The following is a 22,649-nucleotide window of genomic DNA, read 5'->3' as shown; positions in this document are numbered from 1 at the left end:
ATCAGACAACTTTCATAACCGAATCACGGAATTGTTTTAAGCTCATGCCCCGATGTCTTTTGAAAAACTTGTTGATATGGCTTTCGTCTGTAAAACCAAACTCATCCGCTATTTCGTGTACCCTCCTATCGCTAAAACGTAAGCGATGCTCAATAAGTCTGATTCGGTAAGAGGAGATATATTGCTGAAGGGATTCGTTGCATTGTTTACGAAAATAGCTTCCCAAATAGGTTGGAGATAGATCAAATCTTTCGGCTATTACAGCAATTGACAGACGTTCTGGAACACGAATATGCTCCTGGATATAATCCAATATCTGCAGGATACGGTTTTCGGCATGCTGGCTTATGTTTTTGGGTTTGATTATGGCTATATTTCGCGCAGCAATGACGATCAATGCATTGACCAAATGCCGCACCAGATCTTCGGTATATACCGTTTCTTGATTAATTGTCTGTTGTAAGTGTTGTATCAATGACTTAACCATTTTCTTATCCTCGTGGTTGATCAATACAGTTCCGGATAGATCCGAGGCATTGTACAGCAGGCATTCGATATGATCGATACTTTTCCATTGGTACTCCCGCACGTAATATTCTCCGAAACGGATAACCATAAATTCGCAAATACCATCCAGATCAAAGGAGTGGCAATCATGGGGTGTGATTAGAAAAAGATCGCCTGCCTCGAAAGGAAGTTGATTGCCATTGATGCCGTGTACGCCATTGCCGGATAATACGTATACGAATTCAAAAAAATTGAATTGCCGGTCCCGAAGCGGGCAACAATCTATTATTTCGTAATAAACCTCGAGTGATTTTGAAATATTCTCTCTTGCCATAAATGCAAATATACCGAAATGCACCCGATATATACCTGTTAACCGGCGTTATATAGGTCTATTTTTGCATAATCCAAAGTGAGTATAAATGAAAGCTATAGTTTTAAAAGAGTTTGGAGGTATAGAAAATCTCCTTTACAAAGACATTGAAATGCCTGTAATAAAGGCTAATGAGGTACTGGTTAAAGTGAAGGCCATAAGTATTAATCCAGTGGATTGTAAAGTGCGAAATCGACAGGCACCATTGGCAGAGGATTTGGCACATTTTGATCCTTTAATCTTGGGATGGGATATTTCGGGAGAAATTGTGGAAGCAGGAGAAGATGTTACTGAATTCATAATCGGTGATGAAGTATTTGGTATGGTGAATTTTGTAGGACATGGAAAAGCTTACGCTGAATACATTGCAGCTCCGGCTGAGCATTTGGCTATGAAACCGAAGAACACGACGCATATAGAAGCTGCAGCCAGTACAATGGCCGCCTTGACAGCATGGCAGGCTTTTGATAGTTATGGAAAATTGAGATCAACAGACAAAGTTTTGATTCATGCTGCTTCGGGTGGTGTTGGTCACTTTGCCATACAGATTGCCAAACATTTGGGCGCTTATGTGATTGCGACCACATCTTCGGCAAACAAGGATTTTGTATTGGGATTGGGGGCTGATGAATGTATTGATTACCGAACTACAGCATTTGAAGAGGTGTTGCAGGATATTGATTTTGTCGTAGAAGCGATTGGAGGTGCTAACTTTCAAAAATCGCTACAGGTATTGAAACCATTTGGGACGATTGTGGCCCTCCCCTCTGGACACACAAAAGAGGATGAACAAAAAGCACAGGAAAAGCAACTGCATGCCTGTTATTTTATAGCGGTATATTCGAGTAAAAAAGATATGGAGATTATAGCTTCTTTTTTGGAAAGAGGTATAGTAAAACCTCACGTCTCGCAAGTGTTCACATTTGACGAAATGGCTCAGGCGCATCTACAGATAGAAACGGGACGAACCGTTGGGAAAGTAGTTGTCACTCTGTAATAATGCAACTGTATGTCACAAATGATAAAAAATATAGATGAAGAACTAGCACAAGCTATCTTGAATAGTCCGTATAGTGCCATAGATTATGAAAATCTATTGATCAATAACCCGATTCGTATCAGAAAAGAAGAAAAGGATCTGTCCTTAAGTGAGATTCCTCTGGAGATTCCGCAACAGTTAGAAGTCGAGAATATAGCCGTCCAATCAAGTGATACATCAAGGACAATCAGGTGTAGATTGTATCGTCCAAAAGGAAAGGAAGATCTGCCTGTATACCTGTTTTTTCATGGTGGAGCATTTATATACGGCACGCCAGAGCAGTATGATTTTATACTTTGTCGGTTGGCTTTGGCGAGCAATATGCTGATTGTTTCGGTAGATTACAGATTGGCTCCGGAAAATCCTTTTCCTGCCGCAATGGAAGATGGTTGTGAGGTGCTGTTGTGGTTATCTCGACATGCAAAAGAGATAGGCGGAGATGTGAATAAGCTAATCATAGGAGGAAGCAGTGCGGGAGCGACAATTGCCGCCTCCGTAACCCATTGGGCAAGAGATAAAAATCAGGTCGATATCCAACATCAATATCTGCTTTATCCAGCGATGAGTAATCAACTACAGACAGATTCTATGCGTGAGTTGGCGGATGCTCCTATGCAGACACGAACCGCAGCAAGGTGGATGTGGAAGCATTATCTACAAGATAAGATAGAATTTACGCCAAAATATGCTGTACCACTTTCGGAGGAGGACTTCGAAAGATTACCAGCGGCAACGATCATTGTCTGCGAATTTGATCCACTAAAAGATGAAGGAAAATTGTATGCTGAAAAACTAGGTGACTTGGGTGTACCGGTTCATTTATTGGAAATTAAGGCTGCTGTACATGCTTTTGATTTCTTCGATTGCTCTTTGTCGGAACACTTTTACCAACGACAGATAGCATTGTTTCAGGATATTATAAATACATTAAAATGAAGAAAATATTGGTTATCAACGGGCATCCTGATCAAGCAAGCTTAAATACGGTTATTGCAGATACGTATATAAAAACAGTGCTGGATTTAGGCGCCGAAGTGCGATATATCCCTATTGGGGCATTGGATTTTAATCCCAATTTACAATTTGGTTATCGGCAGAGAATGGAACTTGAACCCGATCTGCTGAAAGCATTAGAAGATATTCGTTGGAGCGAACATCAGGTCTGGATTCATCCGATTTGGTGGCTAGGTATGCCTTCGATTATGAAGGGATTTTTTGATAGGGCTTTTCTGCCCGGAATTACTTTTAGAAGTCATAAGGATAAACCAAGCGAAGGTTTGCTAACAGGAAAAACAGGGCGTATCATCACTACGGCTGGTGATATGTCGTGGCAAGTGTACCAAGATGTCTATAAATCGAGCGGACTGATTCAATTGCAAAAGGGGATTTTGGAATATTGCGGAATAACCGTCGTGCAGAATAATTTCATCGGGCCTTTGCACGATTTCAGTGAGGCGGATTGTATAGAGGAATTGGAGCATATAAAAGCAATTGCAAGAACAGACATCAATCAAATGTCGATTTCAGATAACAGATTTGATCCAAGTGAGAATAAACTGAGTTTATAGAACAGATGGGGCAACTGAACCTGCTTTACCGACAAAAGGTGGCTCCTCACCGATAATCTATTTGATGTATTCAATACTTCGGCGATATTGCTCCAAAACAACATGTATGCTATTTAGAACAAACAATAAATTAAAAGTAACCGGTATTCTGATCCTTTCCATATTCAGTCTGTCAACTCAGGCACAACATAATGCCGGAATTCAGGGGCCTCTTGTAGACCGACGGATAGAATTGGTAAGTATTGTATTCCGATTGGCAGAATGCAGAGAATATAGCCTAGAACGGTTTAAAAAATATACCGACGAAATTCAGAATCACTTCGGACCTTATAAAAATCATGAACTCATCAACTTTGTGAAAGATATTAGAAAAACAAAAGGGATTGGTTATGATGCGACAATGGCTATGGCAATACACCTGGACAGTTCACTGAATCCTATCACAGATTTTTCGGACAGTATCCCAAGTTATAGATGGGGGCAAAAAGATGCGAATGAGTTTGTTCGCCTCTTAAAGTCATTCTATGTAGATACTGATTTTGAAAGCCTCTTTGACAAGCAACAGCAGCTCTACGCATCAGCCCGGGACAGGTTCTCTCCTATCTTTAAAAAGCTTGATTTTGACTGGTTCAATTCATTTTATGGTAAAGTTGTAGAAGAGAAATTTGTCGTAGTAAACGCACTAGGAAATGGTGGTGCTAACTACGCTGCGACAGCCCAGACGGCAGAAGGAAAAACTACTTATGCTATTATGGGAGCCTGGGAAACGGATGATGTAGGGATGGTATGCTTCAAAATGAATGATTACTTTCCAATACTGGTACATGAGCTAAACCATCCGTTCGTCAATTACCTACTCGAAAATAATCCTGAACCTTTTCGAAAAAGTGGTGAAGCACTCTATAGTATTGTCGGAGATAAGATGAAAAAGCAAGCCTATACGAGTTGGGAAGCAATGCTGAACGAAGCGATGGTACGAGCCGCGGTGATAAAATATATGCAGGACCATCACTTTGCTAAAGGAGAGATACAGGCGGAGATGAACACCCAGATCGATAAGGGATTTCTATGGATTGAAGATCTTGTGCAAGAGCTACATAACTATGCGAACAACCGCCACAGATATCCTTCTCTAGAGGCTTATATGCCCAATATTGCAAAAGCATACGATTCATACGCTAGCCGATACAGTACAAAATATCGATAATTCTAACCGAAACGGAGTCGTAATCGATGTCTCGCAGGTCTTGATGAACGGCATTGGATGAAAAAGCACTGACCGAAGATAAATAGAAATAATACACATTTCACCTACAGGTCTGGATTGGCGAAGGTTTTTGTATATTAGTTTCGCAAATACAGATGTTAGCGGTCAGCTTAGCAGAGCGCAAACAGACACTTAAAATAGAAAATATGACAGAACAAATCAGCAACATTGTCGACCGACTTGCAACTTATATAAAAAAGGCTGAAGAAACAGGAAATAAATACAATTTTATTGACCCAGCTTATGAGGTCACTGAGGAGTTAGATGAACTGGAAAATAGTTTCGACGCAATTGAGCCTATTCTTTTGCTTATCGAACGTAGTCCAGACATTGACTTTGGGGGACCTGGACCGCTAGGAAGTTTCTTGGAAAATCATTACAAAAAAGGATATGAGGAATTGCTATTAATATCAATTGAAAGAAAGCCTACCGAGTTTACGCTTCATTTATTGCATAGGTTGATTAATGACAGAAATAACCCGAATTTTCAAACATATCTTGACCTAATGAAGAAAATATCATTGAGCGATGAATATCCGAAAAACATCATCGAAAATGCAAAAGATAGTTTAACCTATTTTAAATAAGACCTGAACCGCCAACAAAGGGTTGCCAAAAGTGGGACTGAAGTGATTCGAAATACCCACGCGATTAAGTATTGAAGCTGTAATTCTGTAAAATCATACCGAAATAAAAAAATGGATAAAAACCGTCCTTCGCTCATAAAGAGAATATCAAAAATATTCTTGAAGACAATCATCGGAATGGTAGTGATAATCGCTATGGTGCTCGTCGCAACATTTGTGATTCATCAAATCAATTTGAGCAGCGAAGCGGATAAAATTGAAGATTATGGTCAAAAAATAAAGGTTTTTGACGGTACAATGAATACGACAATCGATGGACACGGTGCAGACACGATTGTATTGCTCACGGGATTTGGAACGGCAAGCCCAAGATTGGATTTTGAACCATTGATCAGGGAATTAGACAAAAAATATACTGTGATCACGATCGAACCTTATGGGTACGGATTGAGCAGTGAAACAAATCGTGAACGCAGTCTGAATAATATGGCGGAAGAGATCCACGAGGTGGTGAAGCAATTAAATCTAAACCGATTTATACTGATGGGGCATTCCATTGCTGGACTGTACAGCTTGGCATACATCAACAGATATCCGGGTGAAGCAACCGCTTTTGTGGGGATTGATACGAGTGTGCCAACTCAACCTTGGCCGGGTTATAATTCGGCACCCTTGGATTTTTTGGCCAAGGCAGGTGTAGTACGTGCAGTACTAACGTTTTTTGGAAATGAAAAACCTAAGGACGAATCAGAAGTACAGCGTTTTGAACAACAGCACATGATTACGATGAAAGTAACGGGAAACAATACTTTGCACCGGGAAGCCGCATCATTGACTAATAGTTTTAAAGACGCTCAAGAACTAGCTTTCCCGAAGCATTTGCCGGTTTTATTATTTGCTGATGAAAACTCGGCTGTCAAAGGCTGGACAGCACTGCACCAAGAGCAAGCCAACAGCGTGGATAAGGGAAAACTAGTCTTATTGCCCGGTTCTCATTATCTGCATCATACGCAATCTAAACGAATTGTAGCAGAGTTGGACGCCTTTCTGTGATTATAAGCTTAATTTATCCAAAAAGCTCTTTATCTCAGCTAGTGTGACGCCTGTTCCCTGAGCTACAACATTATACCTATTCCCTTCCAGGTAATGAATTGCCGTCATCTTATCACTTTCAAACATACTCTCATCAAAAAATGACTGCCAGCCTTTGTATTCTATAATGGTAGTTTTATCGCCTGGCTGTACATCTTTCTTTATTTCCAGATAGCTTATCATATTTTCTCTCACCTTTTCTGCGCCTACACCTGCTCCATCAGCTATCGAAAGATAAATGTGATTTTCACCGTTTTCATACATTGCATAAGCCGATGAGCCTTTTTCGTTATCCTCATAAGCTTGTACATCGGTAAGTTGAAAACCATCGAATATTTTAGTGAACTTGTCTTTAAATTCAGCTTCGCTTAGAGGTTTTAATTTCTTGAGTTCTATTGCGAGATTCTCTACTTTCAACGAATCGGAAACCAGGTTTTCTACATTTGGTGTATTGGTGTTTGTTTTTTCATCGCTGGTCGATGTTTTGGGTGGATTGCAGGAAACAAGAGTTGTCATGCCTAGCGAAAAGGTTAACGTGGCACATAGGGTTGCCATTTTAAAATAAGATAAATTCATTTACGTATAAATTTTAGTTGTATCTGCTTATAGTTTTACTTGCTTTTAATCTTGAACCAAAACTATCTTAAATGCAAAATTCGCAACTTATATCCGTCTTTTGAATCCCTGTTTTTGGCTATTTTTGAAGACAGCGGAGGTACAATTCCATCTCGTCTTTTACCCCCTCAAATTCGCGGAGCTTTAATTTAAATAAGCTATTTTGCAAAATAAAACATGTTGGTTAAAATGGAAATCAAATCTTTCTTCAGAATTTTCAGTTCAAAGAGTTGTTCATCAATTCGTGTTCTTTCGATTATTGCATTTTGCTTTTACTCGGCGCTATCAATTGCCCAAGAAAAAGCAAAAGTCAATTATAAACACCTCACCTACCTACCTGAAAAGTATAATACGGACACGTCCAGTTATCCTCTGGTAATCTATCTACATGGTGGCTCACAGAAGGGAAATGATCTAGAAAAACTAAAGATCTATGGTCTTCCCTATCTAGCAGATCAGGGTAAGGAATTCGACTTCATTATTATCGCTCCTCAATGCCCAGATGGCAAATACTGGTCTACAGAAAATTGGTTTGATCCGCTCTACAATGAAGTAATTTCAAACTACCGCGTGGATAAAAGCCGTGTGTATGTGACAGGGATAAGTATGGGAGGCTACGGGACATATATTGCCGCATTGGATCACTCTGACAAGATTGCTGCTATCGTGCCACTATGTGGTGGGGTGAATGATAGCGATACTTCTCGAATCTGCGTACTCAAAGATATTCCGATCCTGACATATCACGGAACTGCAGATAAAGATATATCCATACAGGAAACCGAAAGGATAGTCAATGGTCTAAAAAAATGTGAGGGGAATATTATCTTTCATCGACTCGAAGGTGAAGGTCACGGTATCCAATATCTATACGAAACTAATCCCGATATCTATCAGTGGCTGCTAAAACAAAGGAAGCCGAATTTGTCTCGTATTTTAGAAATAAAAAAAAAATGATCCTGAAAGAAATTAAGGAGAATCGGAAGAAAACTCAACTGTCAAGGAATCCTTGACAGTTCAGAAAGAGGTCGATTGATCAAGCTGATGATTAAGTCCTTTGAATTCCTTACTCTAGGCATAGCCTTATCTCTCGCTTCAAATTATTAAGAGTGAACGATTATCTATCCACTAAACACTTAACCTCATCGCCGTATGCATCTAATATTGTTCCAGGTGATCTTAACAAATAAAACCATTTTACGAATGCACCTGTAAATACAATAGCCATTAATAACATAGCAATGGCAGCCAAACCACCCAAAAGATACTGTTCTTTGGGAAGATACATGTGAATCACTTGGATATAACCAGCCCAAAATGTGACAATTACCATGAATATGCCTGGAATCGCCGCACAGAGAGCATAGAATTTCCTATTCATGCGGATAAGCATGGTCGTGCATACGATCAATCCGCATGCGGCTAAAAGTTGATTAGAAATTCCAAATAAAGGCCAAATACTGCTTACATTACCTGTATAAACTAGATATCCCCAAGAGAAAGTAAACGCAGCACTGCATATAATAACACCGGGCCACCAATTTTTATTCTTAAATTGAGGTAATAATGTCCCTAACATCTCCTGCAAAAAGAAACGTCCTACCCGTGTACCGGCATCTATGGCAGTCAATATAAATACGGCTTCAAACATAATAGCAAAATTATACCAGTAGGCCAATACATCATTCATGAATGGTACTTTATCAAATATATGTGCCATCCCAACAGCAAGTGAAACGGCTCCACCTGTGCGCCCATATAGATCCAAGCCTATTTTATCTATAAAATATGGTAAGTCTACTGTATGAAGTTCTGGGTATTCTGTCAGGAAATCTTGATAGTAAGCTACGGGGGTATTGATAGCAAAATAATCTCCTGGCATCAAGGTACAAGCTGCAATCAAAGCCATAAGTGCTACAAACCCCTCTACAAGCATGGCGCCATAACCAACAAATAGAATCTCTCGCTCGTTGCCAATCATTTTAGGTGTTGTACCTGTGGCAATGATAGCATGAAAACCAGAAATGGCGCCGCAAGCAATAACGATAAAGATAAATGGTAATACAGGTCCGCCTATAACTGGGCCGCCTCCATTTATAAAATCGGTTAAAGCTGGCATTTGAATAGTAGGGGCTACAAAAATTATCCCAATGGCCAGCATAAGGATAGTCCCAATCTTAAGATATGTTGAAAGATAGTCTCTCGGGACCAGTAATAACCAGACTGGGAGAACGGATGCCAAAAATCCATAAAATGCTATTGCAATGGAGATCGTACTACTACTCCAATTAAAAAGATTTGCAATTACAGGTATGGACATAAGGTGCTGTCCAGAAATAATACCAATTATAAGTAATGCTCCTCCTAGAAAACTCGCAAAAGTTACGGACCCTTGTTTATAACGCATTATCAATCCCATAATAATGGCTATTGGCATCGTTAAAATTATAGTAAACAAAGACCAGGGAGCCTCATGCATTGCCGAGATACAGGCTAATGATAATCCTGCTAAGGTTAAAACCAAAATAAAAAGCACTGCTATCCCTGCAATGGCTCCAATAGGGTTTGAGACCTCTTTAGAGGCAATAGTTGCTAAGCTTTCACCTTTATGCCTTACCGAAGCAAAAAGTACAACCATATCGTGTACGCCTCCTCCTAAAACACAACCGATCAGTATCCATAAAGTACCTGGCAGATATCCAAATTGAGCTGCTAAAACAGGTCCAACTAGTGGACCTGCGGCAGCAATAGCTGCAAAGTGATGACCAAATAGCACTCTTCTATCTGTCTTTATGTAATCCTGGCCATCGGCAAATTCGACAGCCGGTGTCACATTCTTTGCATTTAGCCTTAGTATCTTATTGGCAATAAAAACGCCGTAAAACCGATAAGCAATGGCAAAAATCAGGAGCGCAGAAAATATTAATGTCAGTGCATTTATTCCGTTTAAGTCAATCATGATAACTCCTTTTGATTGTTCTTATTTCTTTTCTAGGCATAACATCTGATTTCGAATACTCGAGCATTTTCATCTTGATGTGCCTTCTGCGCTACCAAGCGAACTCTATCAACATTCAGGCCTTCAAAACTATGAACTACTTTTCTCAGAATATTGTTCGTAATCTCTTCTTTTTTTACCAATGAGTTTCCGTTATAAAGTTCTACTACATATTCTTTCAACATCTCAGGTTGAGCCCCTCTTTTTTGGTTTCTCATCGTTCCATACTCTCCTGAAAGACGTAAGTGCCTGTTCAATCCAGAATCAAAAGTAATCTCAACTTCTCTGATCTTTTGTGATTTGCCCCAACTCAACTCAATATATTGTTCGCGATTAGCGATATTGGCTCTCCACTGATGACTGTCTCCATCCTGCACATCCCGATTATACCCATCTATAACTTTTTGGGCCTCAAACCCTGGTATAAAAGCAGAGGCAGAAACCTTTGCTTGTCTGGCCAAATCTAAAGGGTCTTCATTCTTAATATTTAGAATAGCTTGATCTTGTCGTAGTAATAGCTGTTGATACGCTTTAAGCTTGGACTTATTACTGGCTAATTGCCGCGGCGTCAAGCCGTCTTTGACGCATAATGCTACTGCTGTACCGATAGCTTGTCCCATCGTCGCGCAAGTTGCCATAACACGCGTTGTAGATAAAGCGACGTGTGTCACGGATATATTTCGACCAGCCATCACTAAATTTTCGTGCGTTTTACTATAGAGACTTCTTAGTGGTATGGAATAGGGTCCCTTAAGTGCAATCGCCCTGAATGGACTAAGTGAAGTATCATCCATTCCTGCCGGAAGATGATCGTCTAACGGCCAACCTCCATAAGCTACTCTGTCTTCAAAATTTTCTAACTTGAGAATATCATTTTGAGTCATAATATAATCTCCTGTAATCCTCCGGCTTTCTCTCTTTCCGGGTATAGACCCAAACCATGACAGAGCCCAATTGGCAGATTCTGGATGGTTTCCTGAATTTTTAATATAATCCCAAACACCAAAGACAACAGCCATCAGATCATGTCTTATTTTTTGCCCGTCATGTACAATATTTTCTAATCCTCCTAATTCTATCCACCAATAACCGTATTCCCAAGAATGAATTTTCCGGTGTTTGAAATCAGAAAATTTATATTTTCTAGCCCAACTTGGCGCTATGAAAGGCATCGGCTTATCATGCTCTTGCGATTGAAATAACAGACTATTGCCCATCGTAATATCATCTCTGGTTTCAAGTCCCAAAGGTTCATTGAACTCTGATTTGGCTTCTCGGCCTCGCATAAACTCAGCACCAGCGACTGCTGCCAAAGTCCCATCACCTGTACAATCTGCAAAATATTTAGCTCTCACATTGTATATTTCTTCTGTTTGAGAACAATAAGCTTGTATTTCGGTAATTTTGCTTCCCTTTGTAGTCGCATCATATAACATCGTATCAAAAAGCAAAGTGATATTGGGGTTTGACACGATCTTATCATACATAACATAGTCTAACATTTCCCAACATCTTTGTGGATTGGTATAAGACTCGGTAAGCATCACTTCCTCAAGTAATCCTGTCTCGCGCCACACTTGTCCGAGCTGGGTAGCTCCACAAATATGCATCCGGATTTCGGAACTCGCATTGCCGCCTAACCGGGACCTATTCTGTATAAACACGACTTTCAGTCCATTTCTAGCAGCTGCTAAAGCATTACAATAACCAGCCATCCCCCCTCCGACTACAACATAGTCTGTCTCCATCTCTCTGATAGCAAAAACGGATTCTGGTCCTTTTAATTGAATTGCTTCAATATCCTTTTTCGACAAAGTTTTAGCAATAACTGGATCGGCCAATAGTGCTCCTGATCCAATACCGATCGCCTTTAAAAAGTCTCTTCTGTTATTTTTCATATTTTTAAGATTTGATTATTAACTGTTATTAGACACGATTGCATTCGACTACTATATACACTATCTCCCACTCTAGTATAAATGATATTTCTAATGCATTGAAGGTTGTAATGACTTCGTAAAATCATTATTTGGATACTTCATGATTTAAAATTCTTTTTATTATTTCTTTCTGCTTTGGAGACGCCTTTGAACCATCTTTGTATTTTGTAATTAACTCTTTAGATTCACTATCAAGTGCGGTGATTGAATTCAATATTTCTGTTACGACATGTCCTTTCAATTGTTCCAACCGTCTTAATATGATATTATATTCTTTTGGAGTATTAAATGTACTTGGCGCTAGTATATCAATGACGTAATGAGGAATGAAATCATCCTCGGCAAAAAGCAAATTAATTACATCTCCCTTAAGATATTCTAAATCTTGAATGGTGATATTTTTTAAAAAATACTCCTGATATATGGGCAATTGAGAGGTGGCAAAATAATGCTGCCACTTTCTACTAGTGTATTCTTTGTTCGTGTAATCATTCAACTTAAGTTTTATCGGGCCATTAACAATATGCCAAAGCGTGTAAACCGTATAAAGGGCACCAGGTACTGTTACAGTAGAAAAAAGCTTGGAAGTAGGTCTCGTAACCGCATCGATCTGAACGGAAAACTTTTTCTCACTCTTATCAAGTAAATCTTCGACAGCATAGTCTCGTAGTGGAGATAAACTATCCAGTAGAATCTGATTCAGCTTATCATAATCAGACTCATCAAAATATTGATGATCAAACTTGGTAAAGTTGAAACCTGACTCTCTACTAAAATGATGAAAATTCCCTAAGAGATCCCAAAACAAATTGACCTCAATAGGTAGACAAATTTGATCATTACATACATTGGTCTGCAATTTTGCTGCGTAGTACCTTCCCTTATCAGATACATTTTCTACAATGTAAATCGGAAAGCTAAGGGTATCATTTACAGTGAAAGAAAATATGGGATCTTTTTCTTTCTTTAATGAATCCCAAGACTGAGAAAATAGCAACAAACTATTCAAACTCAAAATCAAATAGACAAATCCTGTTTTAATCATTTAACTCAAGATAATTTTGACACGTTACCCCTTAATTATTAATAGTTTGGATTTTGCTGAAGCCCACTTGTTAAAACCTCTGTAGATGGAATCGGCCACAGATATTGCTTTTTGGCGTCAAATTTTCTTAATGCAATCTGCTTAACAAGCCCCTGTGTATAAAAGGGTGTTATATCAGCTACGCCATCGGCATCGATAGTTGGGGCTGCTGGGATGAACCACTTGCCCGTATTAACTACCTTTGCAACTAAATCCACTGGATCTAACAATCCGTAATTGGGTTTATTCAATACTTTTTCTGCTATTTTCCATCTAATTATATCCATATAACGTAGGCCTTCGAATGCAAATTCCATTCTTCTTTCGATGCGAAGTGCTTTTCGAAGCTCAGATTGAACTGTGGTGGTAACCCTTGGATAACCCGTAGACGATTTATCAACCTTATAAGCTCTCGCCCTAACCTCATTTATAGCGTCCAGAACGGAATCATCAATTTCATTAAGTTCAATTTTTGCTTCTGCATAAATCAGTAATACGTCTGCAAAACGAATGATAATATTATCTGGTTCGACTCGCCAAGAGTTCAACAACCAATCTGAATCAACTCCCTTTTTCCAGACTAATCCATTGAATGACGCGTAAGTCGCAACAGCTCTATTATCATTATTAGTCACATCCAAACCTGTTGACACTTTTCTAGTCTTTAGAGATAATGGATGTGGGTCAAAAATATAATCTAGATGAGCAGAACCGAAAGGTACAATTGTCTCTGCACAGCGCGGATCCCTATTGACAAATGGATTCTTTGGGTCAAACAATGGAGACTGGTCTACAGGAAGTCCATCTGATCCTAAAAAAGAGAATAATAAATCCCAAGAAGGGTCAAACTGGGCCCAACCGCCAGCATTTCTGGACACATAAGATTGTCTACCACTTACTGTAACACCTAGAGCAATTGATCGCGGCAATAAGAATATAGATTCTGAAGATTGCTTCGTTCTAGATAAAAACAAACTTCCAAAATCAGTATGCAATTTGTACAATCCTAAATCCATACAAGCTTTAGCAGCGGTCTTAGCAGTACTATGATCGCCCATATAAAGCGCTATTCGGGCTTTCATAGCCATGGCCGCTCCTTTGGTTGCTCTTTTTAATTCATTGGAACTAAAAGATTCTCTCAAATTACTAATGGCAAAATCAAAATCTTCGTAAATCTTAACTAACAATTCATCTGGACTGATTTGCCCCTTTTGCAACGCTTCTTCTATGGTAAGTGTCTTGTCTGTATATACAACATTTCTAAAATGGCTCAATAAATAAGAATACATACACGCGCGAACAAATCTCGCTTCAGCTCTATACATGTTGAGCTGATTTTCAGTCATCTTGCCTCCCGCTCTTTCCATACTCTCTAAAACTATATTTGCGCGAGCAATAGCCTTATAAGTATCATTCCAATTTGTAATGACAAAATTAGTCTGCCCGTTTATGGTAGCATTTGTAATATCAGTTAAACCATCCCGATTGATCCAATCATCAGTCCACTCATCGGCATCCTTCTTCCAAAGAGCTTCGCGATATAAATCATTTAATGACATAACAATTTCGTCCGCATCAGAATTCCATGTTTCGCTGGATCCTTGAGATAATGGATTTAAATCTAGTTTCTGACATGAAAACAGAAACAGAGATAACCATAGGTATAAAAATTTACTTTTCATGATCATTAAATTAAAATTTGACATTAATTCCAAATAGATACGAAGCTGTAATAGGATAAGTAAATGAGGTCATTTCGGGATCCCAGCCCTTCGGAAATTTATTGACAGTTAAAATATCATTTGCAGTAAATGATAATCCTAATCCCTTTATAGCATATTTTGCGAGAAATACCTCTGGAATCTGATAAGAAAGATTAACCGACTTGAGACGAAAATACTTGCCATTGATCATCCAAAAATCGGACATGGCGTAGTTATTCGATGCAGAGGTATTGGAATAACGTGGGTATTTTGCATTCTCATTTTCTTCATCTGAATTGTATCTACTCCAGGTATTGCCATCGAGTATCGAAAGAAAATTCCCCCAATTTTGTTGGTAAGGCTGGATCATGTCTATTGTTTGGCGTGTCTTCTGTTTTCCGACACCTTGCACAACAACATTTAAAGCTAGACCACCGTAACCTAAGCTTATCTGACCGCCATACAAATATTGTGGTAAAGAGCCTCCTAAAAAGACTCTATCATATTCAGGGGAAATCTTACCGTCTGGAACACCGTCTGGTCCTGAAATATCTTTGTATTTTATATCTCCGGGCTTAACGTTAGCATTTAAAACAGGTGAATTGGTAACCTCATCCGTATTTTGAAATAATCCATCTGAAAGATAACCGTACCATTCATTGAACTCACTTCCCTCCTTTTTCACTTGATCCCCTAGAAATTCAGTTCCTCCCAAATCACCCATTACCGATTTAAAATTGGAAATATTAAAGGAAACTGCATATTTTAACTTATTGACTTTATCCTTCCAGCCCAATGCCAATTCCCATCCTTTGGTATTCATTTTTCCCGTATTTTGATTTGGATTATTAAAACCAATAAAGCTTGGTATCTGTAAAGCCAACAACATATCGCTAGTTATCTTTTTATACACATCGAATGTCGCATTAAACCGATTGCTTAATCCCGTAAAATCTAGCCCCAGATCGTAAGACTCCGTTTTCTCCCACGTGATGTCTCGAATAGCATACTGCCATTGCGAGGCGGATTGAGCAGAAACAGCGGTATTCCCGTTATAAAATAGCGCTCCGTTAGAAAATTCAATTAAGGATTGGTAAGGATAGTTACCGATACGTTCATTGCCTAATGTACCATAGGAAGCACGAACTTTTAAGAAATCTAGCCACGATATATCCTTCATGAAATTTTCTTCTGATATCGACCATCCCGCTGATACCGATGGAAACATCCCCCAACGGTATTCTTTAGCAAACCGAGATGATCCATCGTAACGGATATTAGCTTGAATAAAATACTTATTTGCAAAGTTGTACATCGCTCGTCCGAAATAGGAGCGATAAGCATTTTCATATGCTGATCCTGAGTTGTCGCGAAATTCTAATGGTCCTAAATCTAAATAAGGGTAACTACTAAGCAGGTATTGATCTCGGGATGCTGATAAGTCCTCATTGTAATAATAAAAAAACTCATACCCGCCAAGTAAATTCAAATTATGCTTACCAAACCCTTTCGTGTAATTCGCCAAAAATTGTGTGGTGTATTGATAACTCTCAACTCTGCTCTCTGTAAGCTTAGTGGTTTCGTAACCGTTTATATAGCCAAGTCTTTGTTCGGGATTATTCCAAGCAGTATAAGGTACTTTCTTTCGAAATGCCTTTGTCCGATCAAAGTTAAACATAGGTGCTATAACACCTGTTAAAGTTAAGCCATCCAGCGGCTTAAGATCCAACCCTACTTTTCCCCCAAACTGTGTATACTGATACTTAGTTTGACCGCCTTCGGTCAACATGCCATAAATATTATCTCCATCTTTACCCGCGGCCACTCGGCCATCATCCCACATTCCTGCGTATATTGGGGCTGTTATCCCCATTCTATACATTGGATCTATTGAAGGTCGATTGTCCGTTGTCCGTTTGAAACTCAAATCAACTACCGCTGACAGATAATCGGTAACGTCTATATTATTATTAAGTCTCGAGGTAAGTCTTTCATAGTTCCTGTGCACATATAATGCATCTGTATCATCATAACCCAAGGAGAATCGTGTTCTTAGGTTTTTACCTGATCCGGCCACAGACAACTGATGCGATTGGCGGCTTGCTCGCTTTTTTAATAGAATGCTTTGCCAGTCTGTAATCGGATAAAGATTCGGATTTTCTAAATTTAAGTTATTGTAATTTTCAACTAGATCCTTCGCATAAATAGGATACTCATTTTGATTATTGTTATTGTCGTTCCAACGTAGCTCATTAACCAATTGAAGATATCTTTGTGCTCCTACATATTCAGGAAGTTGGGTCGGTGTTTCAAATCCGAGATCAGTGTTATAATCTAATGATAGGACTCCTTCTTTTCCTCTTTTTGATGTAATTAAAATAACCCCTGCAGCAGCTCGTGAACCGTAAATTGAAGCTGAAGCAGCATCTTTTAACACTGTTACATTTTCTACATCATTCGGGTTGACCTGATCTAAACCGCTTATAGGGACTCCATCTAAAATAATCAGTGGATTTAATCCACCGTCAGTTATTGTAGTAATGCCTCGAACTCTTATAGTGGCCGCCGCACCTGGAGCACTATTATTTCTTGTTGCCATTACCCCCGGAATTGCACCTTGTAGAGCCTGAGATAATTGTGTCGTCTTTCTAGAAGCAATATCTTTTCCATCCAAAGTCGAAATTGCGCCCGTCAAATCTTTCTTCTGAATAGTACCATAACCGATGACAACAACCTCGTCAAGACTTGTATTATCCGGACGCAAGCGAATTAGGATACTATTGGTCTGATTGATTTTGGGGGTAAAATTAACGATAGAATCAACCTGAAAGCCAATATGATGCGTATAAATATTGTATACTCCATTCACGGCTAAATTACTTAAATTAAAAACCCCTTCTTCATTTGAATGAAAGATTTCCTTTTTCTTGGTAGCCACATTTTGGACTTCGATTGTTACACTGGAGATTGCCTCACCTTCTGTTGACATTACTTTTCCAGTAGCACGAATGTTGTTCTGTGAATGAGCTTCTTGAAAAAGTGAGAATAGCCCATAAATTAGCATTGGGTAAATTACTTTACTTCTCATATCAGTAAAATTTGTTTATAATGATGGTTAGTTAAAAATTATTTAATTTTTATTATGTTGTCTTGAATGGTATATCTACATCCATTTATCTGACAGAATATCTCTAACAAATCCTCTAAATTATCATCTTGATATAATTTACCAGTAAAATTGCCCCTTTCAATTTCCGGATTCTCTACTGCAATATGTACAGCGAATAAATGCTCCATAATACTGAAAAGATCAGCATTCGAAACGCCTTTAAATTCTACAAGCCGGTTTGACCAAGCGATTGAACTATTAGGTGGTAGAATTTCAGCTCCTTTCCTGAACCGTGTTTGCTTTGTAGAAATACCCCTGTCACGAACTAGTTTATGACTAAAATTTGCAATATTGATAAGCAGCGTAGCTGGTTCCTTTAAAATTACTTTCTCCGGATATTTTTCATTATAATCCTCTACCACGATCTTCCCTTCCAATAACTTAACCATCAAATGATCTTCGTCATAAGCTGATATTCTAAACATTGTACCAATAGCTCTAGTTTGAACCCCTTGGTTGACTACTCGAAATGGACTTTTTTCATTTGGAAAAACACTATAAGTAACGTCGCCTTCTTTTTGAATTACTTCCCGATTTTTAGCAAAATCAGCACGATAAGATATGTGGGAGCCTGGATTGAGGTTTACTCGACTGCTATCCGGTAAGACATAGCATTGATTGATTCCCTTAGTATTTACAATACTTATCCAAACTTGGGCTACAGTCTCTTTATTTTTTTCATTTTCTCTAAAAAAATAAAATGAAAAAGCAATAAATAATAATACTGAAGCCGCCGCCAATACTCTTTTAAAAACAACGAATTTATTGCGTTTAGGCTCAATCAATTTAAAGACTCTATTCTTTTCCTTTTGTGAAATGGAAATCAATTCTGATTTTTGAAGATCTTCAAAAATATCAATTTTATCTAGCTCATATTCATTCTCTTCTAGAAAGCGCGCTATAGACTCACACTCCCCATAAGGACATTGATTAGACATGAATTTTTTTAATAAATCTTTTTTCACAGTTTATAATTTGAGTCACTTTACACTTATATACGTTTGATAAAGCATAATTACGTACTCGAAAAAAGATTTATTTTTCAGATATGAAGAAGAATGTAAATTAAGGCGAGGACTTTCCTTAATTGTTGAACGGATTTATAGATATGAGTTTCTACTGTTCTAACAGAAATATTCATTTTTTCAGCAATTTCCTTATGTGAATATCCTTCAATATAAGCCAATTTAAATACTTCTCTTCTAACGGCCGATAATTGACTTATAGCGTGATTTAAGGAATCCCTCATATCCAATGAGAGGTCATTCATAGGGATTGTATCGTTTCGTTTTAAATTATCAATCAATTGCCTTTCTTTTGCTTCTTTTCTCAACCAATCAATAAAAACCAACTTACCCTTCCTAAATAACTGAATTTCGATCGTTAAATCTACAGTATAAGTATCACGGTATTTCCAAAACTTAATAAAGGTTTGCTGACTTAAATCCTGAGCTACTTCATACGATTGTGTTTTTTTATAAAATCCTGAATAAATTCTATCATAGTATTTGTTGAATACTTCCTTAAAACTCTCTTCGTCAATTTCTAAATACATAATGATTCTTCGATTCAATAATTAGTCTACAATATCTCTTGCCGGATTGTTCATAATACTCTTTAACACCTCATGATTTTCAAGGTTGTAAAGTTTAATTAGTGAATAAATATAAAAATACCTTTTAATAAAGCAAAGATTCTATAATCAATCGTATAGGAAATCAACGATATTAATATAATTTACCAAATTCTACGATTTTTGATAATTTGCGATTGTATTTTCAAACATGTGTACCACAAATCCTTCTCAAGTTTTTAAATAAAATTGTATTGGCTAGCGGGCAGACAAGTTGTTGAATCTATACAACATCAACAGATGATAACATTTCCCACACACTGTGTGGAAAATTGACATGGAGTCAGTCTTGGATATCCGTCATGGTCTATGTTAAATAGTTTAATGGCTAAATACTGCATTTCGCTACTTTTATATAATTCCCCTAAAAAAAGAAGCGTGTGTTTCCAAGCTCTTTGGCCCATCAGGGAATTGTAATCGGCCGACTCAGGCTTGGTAAAGATATGCCCACAATTGGCATAGGTGATGATCTGCCAATCTGCTTTTGCGGTATTTATCTCGACAATAAAATTATCGTAGTCTTTTTTGCTGATGGACTTGTATTCTGCTGGGTGCTCGACCAGGACTTTAATTTTGATCGGCGAAACTGATCGGTCTGATGCACGGGCCAACCCGCCATGGATACTGACTACACCTTAGGAAGGAAGTCCTGCTGGCTTCAAGCGCGCCAGTACCTCCAAAACAATAACTGGTTACAGCAATCTTTAGTGGGGCTGCTCCTTGTTTTATCAATGCATCAAAGGCTAGTTGGATAGGGTGTTGATAAGCTTTATAAAGCACTAGCTAACTGCATAATTCATCGCAGACCTTTCTCTGAAAACAATGTATACAGTATGCGATCTGCAATTGGCACCGCAGTGTACGACAATCTGTTTTCCATAGTCTTTAAAAAGAGGCTGCCCATCTTTGTAGGCAGCCTCTCTATCTACTAATAAATCATCTCGTACTCATCATACTCTGCAGTTCGCCATGCATTTGATCTCATACCAGGTGATATGAAAAAGTAAGGTGAAAAAGTTTTAACTTTTACTTTGCGCTGTTGAGGTATAAACTCTAAAATTCGCAGCCAGCCATCGCCTCCATTGCCATGCCAACCTCCTCCTTCTCGCTGAGCATTGAAAAGCATTTGATGAACGGGTTTACCGTGTGCATTTTTATCCTGCCGATAGCCCACCTGATCACGATGGGTATCGCTGTTGGCAATATGGCCGGCGAAAACAAACTGCACCTGGGGACTCTGTGATACAAATTTATCCCAAATAACTTTACCATAGTGTGCATTCTTAAGTGGATAATTTTCCTGATGGGTTCGTCTACCATCAGAATTCAGATAGCTGTGTGTGAGCAATACGCCTAAATGCTCTTTATACTGAGGCACTTTTGCTAAACTATCGGCCCATTTAATTACTTCCATACGGGGTGCAAATTCCAATGAGAAGATCAGAAAAGAACGACCGCTAGGATCATCCCACACATAAGCTGCATTTTCTAATGTATTAGCCCCTTCCGCGTTGGGAAATGTTTCTAATATTATTTTATCATTTAAAGGGTTAATTTGAGGAGGAAAGTAGCTATTAAATTGAGAATAACGATTTTCAGCACTTTTAGTACCATAATCATGATTTCCAGTACATAAAATATAAGGTACTTTATTATTTAGTTTATAAAATGCACTGGAAATAAACTGCCATTGCGCGTGACTGGATTGATCTCCATTAATACTGTCAGGAATAACAATATTATTTTGTTCAACAAGGTCTCCTGTACAAAGAACCATTTGAATGTTTAGATTGTCATTCTGATCGTTTATCCAGTCGATCATATTAACAAAAATAGATTGGTTGCGACCAAACTTGGAATAAGTTTGGGGGTCTGGCAAAAGTATCCAAGTATAGCTCCCTTCCTCACTTAGCGAAGGAGCTGCGTTCGTAGCAGAAGGTAGATCCTGAGCTACGGAGCTGCTATAAATATAAAGTAAAGAAAGAAGTAAGATTTTTTTAATCAAAAGATATTTCATTTTCCTGTTTTTAATAATTATTGATATTCCTGCCACCAAACACGCGCTTTATAAAAGCAAGCTCCTGTAATAGTACGTGAAAGGCTTGGATTATAGTACTGAACCGTATTAGTATTCCATCCGTCAGTACAGGTCGATGGTCGGGCCTGTACAATGTGTCCCGATGGCTGATTCCCAATCGACTTTACAGCCGTACCAAATGCCGCACCACTTACAGCTGTAAATGTCTTACTGACTTTGTCAAATTGATATACTCCATAATGAGTGGTGACCCATAAAATGTCATTATTTCCGTAATAAGCATAAAGGTCATGCCCTCCAGCTGATGGTAAAGAAACACGAAAAGCCATCTTTTCTGTTATTATGGGAGCCGCGGCAGTACCAGTAATTTCTAATGCGGTAAGAACAGAACCGCCCAAAACCCAAAGTACATTGTTGGCGGGGTCCCAAAGTAGACCGTGGGCATCACTCAAGGTAAAGCTTACATAACTGGATGAACTGATGCCTTGAGAAGAAGTATAGATACGTACATAACTACCATTAGATGCTGCTACGGCGGTATTACCATTGGGCAGTAGCTCGATAGCATGAAGATTGTGAAGCCCTGCACCGGGTAGCCCTACATTGGCAGACCAATACTTTGTATCTCCTGCAGGATAAGGAATTAGAGCGCAAAATCCTCGAGAATCGGCTACAGCCATTACCTGACCGCCAAAAAAACTGTTGTTTCTCAGCTTAACATCAGATGGAGCACCCCAACCTGGTGTAGAAGCAGCAAAGCCATTTGTAGAGTTAGGATACCATGACCACAGAAGCGCGGCACTGGTATTCCAATTTGTGGATCCGGAATCAAAAACCTGTATACGCCCTGCACCTTGGTTGGTAATTGCTATCGGGAAATCCGCACCGATCGATTTTTCCAAAGCTGGACTTTCAGAGAGTACTCCCTCAGCACATGAGGACGAAAGAAGAAATACTAATACTATAAATTTGCTGATAACTAATATTTTATTTGATGTATTCATAATAATCGTTTATTTAATTGCTCTAATATTCA

Annotated in this window: 19 protein-coding genes; 7 read left to right on the top strand and 12 right to left on the bottom strand. The window is 38.6% G+C overall.

Annotated elements, in window-relative coordinates; translation table 11 throughout:
- Position 1 precedes the first annotated feature (1 nt).
- Positions 2 to 841 (bottom strand): AraC family transcriptional regulator, encoded by an 840-nt coding sequence (locus CLV99_RS11000; RefSeq protein ID WP_211348508.1) that lies wholly within the window; start codon positions 839 to 841, stop codon positions 2 to 4.
- Positions 842 to 929: 88 nt separating this feature from the next.
- On the opposite strand from CLV99_RS11000, the gene CLV99_RS10995 reads away from it, so the two are divergent.
- From CLV99_RS10995 to CLV99_RS10970, 6 genes are all read left to right on the top strand, one after another.
- On the top strand, positions 930 to 1,877 hold the full coding sequence (locus tag CLV99_RS10995; protein WP_133584542.1) for an NADP-dependent oxidoreductase: 948 nt from the start codon (positions 930 to 932) through the stop codon (positions 1,875 to 1,877).
- A 12-nt stretch (positions 1,878 to 1,889) separates the two neighbouring features.
- On the top strand, positions 1,890 to 2,855 hold the full coding sequence (locus CLV99_RS10990; protein ID WP_133584541.1) for an alpha/beta hydrolase: 966 nt from the start codon (positions 1,890 to 1,892) through the stop codon (positions 2,853 to 2,855).
- Complete coding sequence (locus CLV99_RS10985; protein ID WP_133584540.1) at positions 2,852 to 3,487, top strand: NAD(P)H-dependent oxidoreductase; 636 nt, start codon at positions 2,852 to 2,854, stop codon at positions 3,485 to 3,487. The genes CLV99_RS10990 and CLV99_RS10985 overlap by 4 nt, the downstream gene beginning before the upstream one ends.
- Positions 3,488 to 3,593: 106 nt before the next feature.
- The gene (locus CLV99_RS10980; RefSeq protein ID WP_162850095.1) at positions 3,594 to 4,694 is read left to right on the top strand and encodes a DUF4932 domain-containing protein; all 1,101 of its coding nucleotides are present in this window, start codon (positions 3,594 to 3,596) and stop codon (positions 4,692 to 4,694) included.
- 206 nt (positions 4,695 to 4,900) lie between these two features.
- Positions 4,901 to 5,341, top strand: a complete 441-nt coding sequence (locus CLV99_RS10975; protein WP_133584538.1) for a hypothetical protein — start codon at positions 4,901 to 4,903, stop codon at positions 5,339 to 5,341.
- A 111-nt stretch (positions 5,342 to 5,452) separates the two neighbouring features.
- Positions 5,453 to 6,394, top strand: a complete 942-nt coding sequence (locus CLV99_RS10970) for an alpha/beta fold hydrolase (protein WP_133584537.1) — start codon at positions 5,453 to 5,455, stop codon at positions 6,392 to 6,394.
- On the opposite strand, the gene CLV99_RS10965 is transcribed toward CLV99_RS10970, so the two are convergent.
- On the bottom strand, positions 6,395 to 7,009 hold the full coding sequence (locus CLV99_RS10965; RefSeq protein ID WP_133584536.1) for a hypothetical protein: 615 nt from the start codon (positions 7,007 to 7,009) through the stop codon (positions 6,395 to 6,397).
- Between the two features lie 228 nt (positions 7,010 to 7,237).
- On the opposite strand from CLV99_RS10965, the gene CLV99_RS10960 reads away from it, so the two are divergent.
- Positions 7,238 to 8,005 carry a carboxylesterase family protein gene (locus CLV99_RS10960; protein WP_133584535.1) on the top strand — a complete coding sequence of 256 codons (768 nt, stop codon included), beginning with the start codon at positions 7,238 to 7,240 and terminating at the stop codon, positions 8,003 to 8,005.
- 160 nt (positions 8,006 to 8,165) lie between these two features.
- Here the strand turns inward: CLV99_RS10960 and CLV99_RS10955 are convergent, their stop codons facing one another.
- The 10 genes from CLV99_RS10955 to CLV99_RS10910 form a co-directional block, all read right to left on the bottom strand.
- Complete coding sequence (locus CLV99_RS10955) at positions 8,166 to 10,007, bottom strand: carbon starvation CstA family protein (RefSeq protein WP_211348507.1); 1,842 nt, start codon at positions 10,005 to 10,007, stop codon at positions 8,166 to 8,168.
- A gap of 32 nt (positions 10,008 to 10,039) precedes the next feature.
- Positions 10,040 to 11,944: an FAD-dependent oxidoreductase gene (locus CLV99_RS10950; RefSeq protein ID WP_133584534.1), complete on the bottom strand. Its 1,905-nt coding sequence runs from the start codon at positions 11,942 to 11,944 to the stop codon at positions 10,040 to 10,042.
- Between the two features lie 127 nt (positions 11,945 to 12,071).
- The gene (locus tag CLV99_RS10945; protein WP_133584533.1) at positions 12,072 to 13,031 is read right to left on the bottom strand and encodes a hypothetical protein; all 960 of its coding nucleotides are present in this window, start codon (positions 13,029 to 13,031) and stop codon (positions 12,072 to 12,074) included.
- Between the two features lie 38 nt (positions 13,032 to 13,069).
- Positions 13,070 to 14,752: a RagB/SusD family nutrient uptake outer membrane protein gene (locus tag CLV99_RS10940; protein WP_133584532.1), complete on the bottom strand. Its 1,683-nt coding sequence runs from the start codon at positions 14,750 to 14,752 to the stop codon at positions 13,070 to 13,072.
- 10 nt (positions 14,753 to 14,762) lie between these two features.
- A complete protein-coding gene (locus CLV99_RS10935; RefSeq protein ID WP_133584531.1) occupies positions 14,763 to 17,861 on the bottom strand; it encodes a SusC/RagA family TonB-linked outer membrane protein in 3,099 nt (1,032 codons plus the stop codon).
- Between the two features lie 38 nt (positions 17,862 to 17,899).
- Entirely contained in the window at positions 17,900 to 18,907 is a 1,008-nt protein-coding gene (locus CLV99_RS10930; RefSeq protein ID WP_133584530.1) for a FecR family protein, read from the bottom strand.
- A 77-nt stretch (positions 18,908 to 18,984) separates the two neighbouring features.
- Complete coding sequence (locus CLV99_RS10925; RefSeq protein WP_133584529.1) at positions 18,985 to 19,497, bottom strand: RNA polymerase sigma factor; 513 nt, start codon at positions 19,495 to 19,497, stop codon at positions 18,985 to 18,987.
- 311 nt (positions 19,498 to 19,808) lie between these two features.
- A complete protein-coding gene (locus CLV99_RS10920) occupies positions 19,809 to 20,198 on the bottom strand; it encodes a dienelactone hydrolase family protein (protein ID WP_133584528.1) in 390 nt (129 codons plus the stop codon).
- A gap of 305 nt (positions 20,199 to 20,503) precedes the next feature.
- Positions 20,504 to 21,628 (bottom strand): metallophosphoesterase, encoded by a 1,125-nt coding sequence (locus CLV99_RS10915; protein ID WP_133584527.1) that lies wholly within the window; start codon positions 21,626 to 21,628, stop codon positions 20,504 to 20,506.
- Complete coding sequence (locus CLV99_RS10910; protein ID WP_133584526.1) at positions 21,610 to 22,617, bottom strand: DUF6528 family protein; 1,008 nt, start codon at positions 22,615 to 22,617, stop codon at positions 21,610 to 21,612. Before CLV99_RS10910 ends, CLV99_RS10915 begins: the two co-directional genes overlap by 19 nt.
- Positions 22,618 to 22,649 lie beyond the last annotated feature (32 nt).

Origin of the sequence: Sphingobacterium yanglingense, from assembly GCF_004363245.1 — a bacterium.
Lineage (GTDB): Bacteria > Bacteroidota > Bacteroidia > Sphingobacteriales > Sphingobacteriaceae > Sphingobacterium > Sphingobacterium yanglingense.
Note: the sequence above shows the minus strand (reverse complement) of the source record. Positions and strands in the feature narration are given on the sequence as shown.

What these genes read in the sequence shown, in the direction of transcription:
- CLV99_RS11000 (WP_211348508.1), bottom strand. Translation starts at nt 841, where the DNA reads ATGGCAAGAGAGAATATTTCAAAATCACTCGAGGTTTATTACGAAATA.
- CLV99_RS10995 (WP_133584542.1), top strand. Translation starts at nt 930, where the DNA reads ATGAAAGCTATAGTTTTAAAAGAGTTTGGAGGTATAGAAAATCTCCTT.
- CLV99_RS10990 (WP_133584541.1), top strand. Translation starts at nt 1,890, where the DNA reads ATGTCACAAATGATAAAAAATATAGATGAAGAACTAGCACAAGCTATC.
- CLV99_RS10985 (WP_133584540.1), top strand. Translation starts at nt 2,852, where the DNA reads ATGAAGAAAATATTGGTTATCAACGGGCATCCTGATCAAGCAAGCTTA.
- CLV99_RS10980 (WP_162850095.1), top strand. Translation starts at nt 3,594, where the DNA reads ATGCTATTTAGAACAAACAATAAATTAAAAGTAACCGGTATTCTGATC.
- CLV99_RS10975 (WP_133584538.1), top strand. Translation starts at nt 4,901, where the DNA reads ATGACAGAACAAATCAGCAACATTGTCGACCGACTTGCAACTTATATA.
- CLV99_RS10970 (WP_133584537.1), top strand. Translation starts at nt 5,453, where the DNA reads ATGGATAAAAACCGTCCTTCGCTCATAAAGAGAATATCAAAAATATTC.
- CLV99_RS10965 (WP_133584536.1), bottom strand. Translation starts at nt 7,009, where the DNA reads ATGAATTTATCTTATTTTAAAATGGCAACCCTATGTGCCACGTTAACC.
- CLV99_RS10960 (WP_133584535.1), top strand. Translation starts at nt 7,238, where the DNA reads ATGGAAATCAAATCTTTCTTCAGAATTTTCAGTTCAAAGAGTTGTTCA.
- CLV99_RS10955 (WP_211348507.1), bottom strand. Translation starts at nt 10,007, where the DNA reads ATGATTGACTTAAACGGAATAAATGCACTGACATTAATATTTTCTGCG.
- CLV99_RS10950 (WP_133584534.1), bottom strand. Translation starts at nt 11,944, where the DNA reads ATGAAAAATAACAGAAGAGACTTTTTAAAGGCGATCGGTATTGGATCA.
- CLV99_RS10945 (WP_133584533.1), bottom strand. Translation starts at nt 13,031, where the DNA reads ATGATTAAAACAGGATTTGTCTATTTGATTTTGAGTTTGAATAGTTTG.
- CLV99_RS10940 (WP_133584532.1), bottom strand. Translation starts at nt 14,752, where the DNA reads ATGAAAAGTAAATTTTTATACCTATGGTTATCTCTGTTTCTGTTTTCA.
- CLV99_RS10935 (WP_133584531.1), bottom strand. Translation starts at nt 17,861, where the DNA reads ATGAGAAGTAAAGTAATTTACCCAATGCTAATTTATGGGCTATTCTCA.
- CLV99_RS10925 (WP_133584529.1), bottom strand. Translation starts at nt 19,497, where the DNA reads ATGTATTTAGAAATTGACGAAGAGAGTTTTAAGGAAGTATTCAACAAA.
- CLV99_RS10910 (WP_133584526.1), bottom strand. Translation starts at nt 22,617, where the DNA reads ATGAATACATCAAATAAAATATTAGTTATCAGCAAATTTATAGTATTA.